The organism is Microcoleus sp. Pol12B4, from assembly GCF_036701385.1.
GTDB lineage: Bacteria > Cyanobacteriota > Cyanobacteriia > Cyanobacteriales > Microcoleaceae > Microcoleus.
Window position 1 is genome coordinate 1 of the sequence record NZ_JAUBQR010000299.1, and the last position, 6,434, is coordinate 6,434.

The 6,434-nt window shown below is 44.5% G+C and carries 2 protein-coding genes; both read left to right on the plus strand.

Features of this window, described 5'->3' with window-relative positions:
* Positions 1–239 precede the first annotated feature (239 nt).
* Positions 240–5,714, plus strand: a complete 5,475-nt coding sequence (locus QUA38_RS26630) for an AAA family ATPase (RefSeq protein ID WP_333167211.1) — start codon at positions 240–242, stop codon at positions 5,712–5,714.
* Positions 5,715–6,033: 319 nt separating this feature from the next.
* The coding region (locus QUA38_RS26635; RefSeq protein ID WP_333167213.1) for a hypothetical protein at positions 6,034–6,434 on the plus strand (401 nt) is incomplete at its 3' end.

Consider the following 6,434-nt stretch of genomic DNA (forward strand, 5'->3'; position numbering starts at 1 on the left):
GAGAATACGCTTTCATTAGGTTTGACTACAACAATGATATTTTGTTGTACCTCATTACAGCGGAATCCGCTGTAAAATCTTCCACTATTGTTTTAAACTGGCATTTTCTTCATAAGTTGAGTCACAAAGTATATTAAGAAAAATGTACTTGACTGAATAGCACAGCAGAGCGAGGGAAAATAGTAGATAGTAACTCTAAGAAGCTTATGGCTTGACAGAAGCAATAGGAATACGTAGATATGACTAAGATCACAAAACTTTTCCTAGGGTATGATATTAACGAGCAAATATACGCAGGAAATCGAACTCTAGTTTATCGTGGGATTCGCTCGGAAAATGGGCAACCCGTAGTGATAAAACTACTGCGAAATGACTTTCCCAGCTTCAACGAACTGGTTCACTTCCGCAACCAATACGTAATTGCTAAAAACTTAAATATCCCCGGCACTGTCAAGGCATACAGCCTGGAAAGCTATCATAACCGCTATGCCCTGGTGATGGAAGACTTTGGCGGAGTTTCCTTAAGTAGCTACATGGCTAGTCTAGCATCCGCTAGCAATGAACCTCTAGAAGGCTTGCCCGTTAACGAGTTTTTTCCCATTGCGATTCAAATTGCCAATGCCCTTGACGGACTTCATCGCCACCGAGTCATCCATAAAGACCTCAAGCCCGCCAACATTCTAATTAACCCGGTCAGCAAAGAAGTCAAGCTGATTGATTTGAGCATCGCTTCCCTGCTGCCGCGCCAAACTCAAGAAATTCAAAATCCCAACGTCCTCGAAGGCACTTTACCCTACATATCTCCCGAACAAACTGGGCGAATGAACCGAGGCATTGATTACCGCACAGATTTCTACTCGCTAGGAGTAACATTCTACGAATTACTAACAGGAAAGTTACCATTCCAAACAGACGATCCAATGGATTTGGTACACAGCCACCTCGCCAAACAACCACTGGCAGCCTCAAGTTTTAACAATAGCGTTCCATTGATGCTGTCTGAGATTGTCAGCAAACTGATGGCGAAGAATGCTGAAGATAGGTATCAAAGTGCGATCGGACTCAAGTACGACTTAGAAACTTGTTTATTCCAGTGGCAAGAGGCAGGGGCCCTGGCTAACTTTAAAATAGGGGAGCGAGATTTGTGCGATCGCTTCATTATCCCCGAAAAATTATATGGTAGAGAAAGCGAAGTATTCTCCCTGCTAGCTGCCTTTGAGCGCGTCAGTGCAGGTAGCACCGAAATGATGCTCGTTTCGGGTTTCTCCGGCATTGGTAAAACCGCTGTCGTTAACGAAGTACACAAACCAATTGTGAGACAGCGTGGCTACTTTATTAAAGGCAAATTCGACCAATTCCAACGTAACCTCCCCTTTAGTGCATTTGTCCAAGCTTTTCGCGACTTTATGGGACAATTGCTATCGGAAACAGATGCTAAAGTTGAGCAATGGAAATCGAATATTTTGGCAGCTTTAGGAGCTAGCGCTGGGGCGATCGTTGAAGTCATTCCCGAACTAGAACGTATTATCGGACCGCAACCCCCAGTCCCAGAGCTTTCGGGAAGTGCTGGTCAAAATCGCTTCAATTTGTTGTTTGAAAAATTTATTCAGTTATTCACAACAAAAGAACATCCTTTAGTGATTTTCTTGGACGATTTGCAATGGGCCGACTCAGCATCTTTGAAGTTGATGCAACTGCTGATGAGTGCTAACGATCACCGCTATCTCTTATTAATTGGAGCTTATCGGGATAACGAAGTGTTTCCAGCGCATCCATTAATGCTGACGTTAGCAGATATTCAAAAAACTGAAGCAAAGGTGAATACTATTACCTTAGAGCCCCTCGCTCGATCGGACGTAAATAGTTTAGTTGCCGATACTCTAGCTTGTTCTACGGCGTTGGCTCAGCCTTTGACAGAACTCGTTTATCAGAAAACCCAAGGCAATCCCTTCTTCAGCACACAATTCCTAAAATCTTTGCATGAAGATGGGCTAATTGAATTTGATTGTGAAGCTCGATATTGGCAGTGCGATATTGCCCGAGTGCGAACCTTGGCAGTAACGGATGATGTAGTAGAATTCATGGCACTTCAGTTGCGAAAGTTGCCAAGCAGGACACAGTCCGTTTTAAAGTTAGCTGCTTGTATTGGCAATCAGTTCGATTTGGCGACGTTAGCAATTGTTGATGAAAATGGGTCAGTAGAAACCGCAACAGCTTTATGGAAGGCACTACAAGACGGGCTAATTTTACCCATTAGTGAAATTTATAAGTTTTATCAAGCAGAGGGTAATAGCGAATTAGTAATCGGGAATGGGAAGGAATTTGACCACTTATCAATTACCCACGACCAATTACCCAAATACAAGTTTTTACACGATCGCGTCCAACAAGCTGCTTATTCCCTGATTCCAGACGAGCAAAAACAAATCGCTCACTTAAAAATTGGGCAACTGTTACTAACTCATTCATCGGTTGCCGAAAAAGAAGAAAAACTGTTTGAGCTCGTTAACCAACTAAATATCGGCAAATCCCTGATCGTCCATCCATCGGAGCAAATAGAACTCGCCCAACTCAATCTGAAAGCTGGACAAAAAGCCAGAGCCGCAACTGCTTATACAGCCGCATTTGAGTATTGCACTACCGGCATCGCTTTGTTAGCTGAAGATAGCTGGCAAACGCAGTACGAAATAACCCTAGCCCTCTACGAAGCTGCCACTGAAGCCGCTTACCTGAGCGGCAACTTCGAGCAGATGAAACAATTGGCGGCAATCATTGCAGAACACTCTAAAACTCTGTTGGATACGATTAAGGTCTATGAAGTTCTAATTCAAGCAGCTCAAGCCCAACATCAATTTCTAGAATCCGTACAGATTGCCCTCAAGAGTGTGGAGCGTTTAGGACACAGTTTACCAGAGCAACCCAGTCAATCTGATACTGCTAAGGCATTCGAGGCAACTAAATCCATCTTGGCTGGGAGGCAACCGCTGGACTTAATAACTCTGCCTCAGATGAAAGATCCTAACAAGTTAGCGGCTTTACGGATGCTTACAGCGGTCTCTTCTTCTGCCTTTGTTGCCACTCCAGCGCTGTTACCGTTTATTGTCCTCGAACAGGTAAATTTATCTGTTCAATATGGCAATACTTCATTTTCTGCAAATGGGTATGCTTACTACGGACTGATGCTTTGTGGGGTGGTAGGAGAGATTGACTGTGGCTATCAGTTCGCACAACTAGCATTGAAGTTGCTCGAACATTTCAATGCTAAAGAACTGAAATCGAGAGTCTATGTTGCAATTCACTGTAGCGTGTGGCATTGGAAAGAGCCGCTCAAGAACTCCTTACCGTTTCTCCGGGAAGGCTATGAAGTTGGATTGGAAACGGGAGATTTAGAATCGGCTGCTATTTGCGGATTCACTTACATCTCATACTGTTGGTTTGTCGGTCGAGAATTAAACGATCTCAGCCGAGAGAGCGCGGCCTTTCGAGAGCAACTGGCGCACCTCAACCAAGAAGGACTTACCAGCCATTTGACGGTTTTTCAGCAAGCTATTTTGAATGTGAGCGGCGATTCTGCCGAACCTTGGCAACTGACTGGAGATGCCTTCGATCGCCAGGAAATCCTGCCAGCCCTCAAGCGATCGGGCGATCTAACTGCGCTGTACTATTTCTATGCCACCGAACTCACTCTGTGCTATCTGTTTGGCAAGTTTGAGTTGGCGGTGGAAGCCGCGCTCCTTGCCGAAAGTTATGTAGGTAACGCGACAGGCTTATTCATCGTTGCGATCTGCTACACGTACGATTCTCTAGCTCATCTGGCACTCTATTCTCAGGTTTGCGAGGCACAACAGCAACGCATTCTCGAACGGGTGGCTAAAAACCAGCAAAAGATGAAAAAGTCGGCTAACCATGCGCCAGAAAATCACCTGCACAAATTTTATTTAGTTGAAGCCGAACGATACCGAGTTTTAGGACACAAATCAGAGGCATTAGAATGCTACGATCGCGCGATCGCTGCAGCGACAGAGAATGAATACTTACAAGAAGTTGCCCTGGCAAACGAATTAGCGGCCAAATTCTATTTAGAGTGGGGAAAAACCCGCGTTGCTAGAGACTACCTGCACGATGCTTACTATAGCTACGCTCGCTGGGGAGCCGCAGCTAAGGTGAGCGATCTCGAGCAATCCTATCCCGAACTGTTAGCGTTAATTTTGCAACCGGACGAATTACAGCTCGCATCAGATATAACGCTCCAGGTAACGAATACCATTTCATCCCATAGGATTAGCAAATCATCAACATCCAGCAGCCACAGCATATCTGCTGTGTTAGATCTAGAAACGGTTCTCAAAGCTTCCCAAACACTCTCTAGCGAAATTCATCTAGAGCGATTACTCTCGACGCTGCTGCAAGTGGTAATTGAAAATGCCGGCGCGGACAAATCTGCCTTGTTATTGCTCAAAGGGAATAAATTAATCGTTGAAGCAATGAGTACAGTCGCTTCCTGCTCGACTGTGCTGCTATCAATTCCGCTTGAGGAAAGTCAGGAGCTTCCCATTGCGCTAATCAACAGCGTTAAACGTACCTTACAACCATTGCTGATTAGTAATGCAACAACTGATTCTTCGCTGATGGCAGATCCTTACATCATCCGCCAGCAGCCCAAGAGCCTGCTGTGTGCGCCAATTCTCCATCAAGGGAAGTTGATGGGCATTATTTACCTGGAGAATAACCTGGCTACCGGAGCCTTTACCAGCGAGCGCGTGGAAATTCTCAATCTCCTGTGTAGCCAAGCAGCAATTTCCCTACAGAACGCCCGTCTGTATCAGCAATCCCAGGAATACGCCCAAAAACTAGAGCGGTATCTTCACGATCTCAAACAGATGCAGTTGCAACTGGTGCAGAGTGAAAAAATGTCTGCTCTCGGAAATTTAGTCGCAGGGGTAGCCCACGAAATTAACAATCCTTTAGGCTTTATTTCCGGCAACTTAGAACCGGCTCAGGAATACGTACAAAATTTGTTTGAGCTAATCGATCTCTATTTAGATCATTTTCCCAAGCCGGGAGCGAAAATTGAAGAAAAAATCGAGGAGATTGACCTAGAGTATTTGCGAGAAGATTTGCCCGAACTGATTAACTCCATGAATGAGGGTGCCGATCGCATTCGCGATATCAGTATGAGTTTGAGAACTTTTTCGAGGGCAGATAGCTATCGCCCGGTTCCTTTTAATATTCACGACGGACTTGACAGCACTCTCTTGATTCTCAAGCACCGATTAAAAGCCAGCGAGCGCCGGCCTGCTATTGCAATCGTGAAAGAGTATGGCAAGCTGCCTCTAGTGAACTGTTTCCCCGGACAGTTGAATCAAGTTTTTATGAATATTTTGGCTAATGCGGTTGATGCGCTGGAAGAATCCAGTAAGGAACGTAGTTTTAGTGAAATCAAAGCTAATCCTAACCAAATCACGATTCAAACTACTACGGACAAAGAAGGCAAACGGGTCTTGATTTGGATTAAAGACAATGGATTGGGGATGTCAGATGAAGTGAAGCAAAAAATATTCGATCACTTATTTACAACCAAATCTGTAGGTCAAGGAACTGGCTTAGGATTGTCAATCGCCCACCAAATTGTTGTGGAAAAACATGGAGGTACATTAGCAGTAAATTCTTGCCTGGGGCAGGGTTCGGAGTTTGTTATTTCTATTCCGACGTGATCAATTCGTAGTAGGGATATAATAGCGCAATTAGCGCCGCCTCGCAACTACGAGATTAGCGTGTTCAGTTCCTCTTCCATGAACTGCGATCGTTCAATCAGCCTTAGCTAAGCCATTTTCTACTTAGTCTCAACTCCAGTATTAACAGCTCTTGCATAAAAAATTAAGTTGCCTTTTTAAAAGCCCTATTTCATAATTTTAGATCCCAAATATGTTAAGAAAAATGTAATTCCTCCCTAACAAGGCAGATAGAGAGACAATAGTAGATATCCACTATAAGAAGCTTCAGCATTGAAAAAAGCAGTAGGAATACGTAGATATGGGTAGCATAAAAAATCTTGTTCTAGGGTATGACATTAACGAGCAAATATACGCAGGAAATCGAACTCTAGTTTATCGTGGGATTCGCTCGGAAAATGGGCAACCCGTCGTGATAAAACTACTGCGAAATGACTTTCCCAACTTCAACGAACTGGTTCACTTCCGCAACCAGTACGTCATTGCTAAAAACTTAGACATCCCTGGCAGTGTCAAGGCATACAGCCTGGAGACTTACCATAACCACTATGCTCTGGTGATGGAAGACTTTGGTGGAATTTCCTTATGTAGCTACCTCGCTACTCTAGCATCCGCTAGCCAGGATCCCCTAGAAGGCTTGCCCATTAACGAGTTTCTTCCCATTGCCATTCAAATTGCCAACTCGCTCGACGGACTTTATCG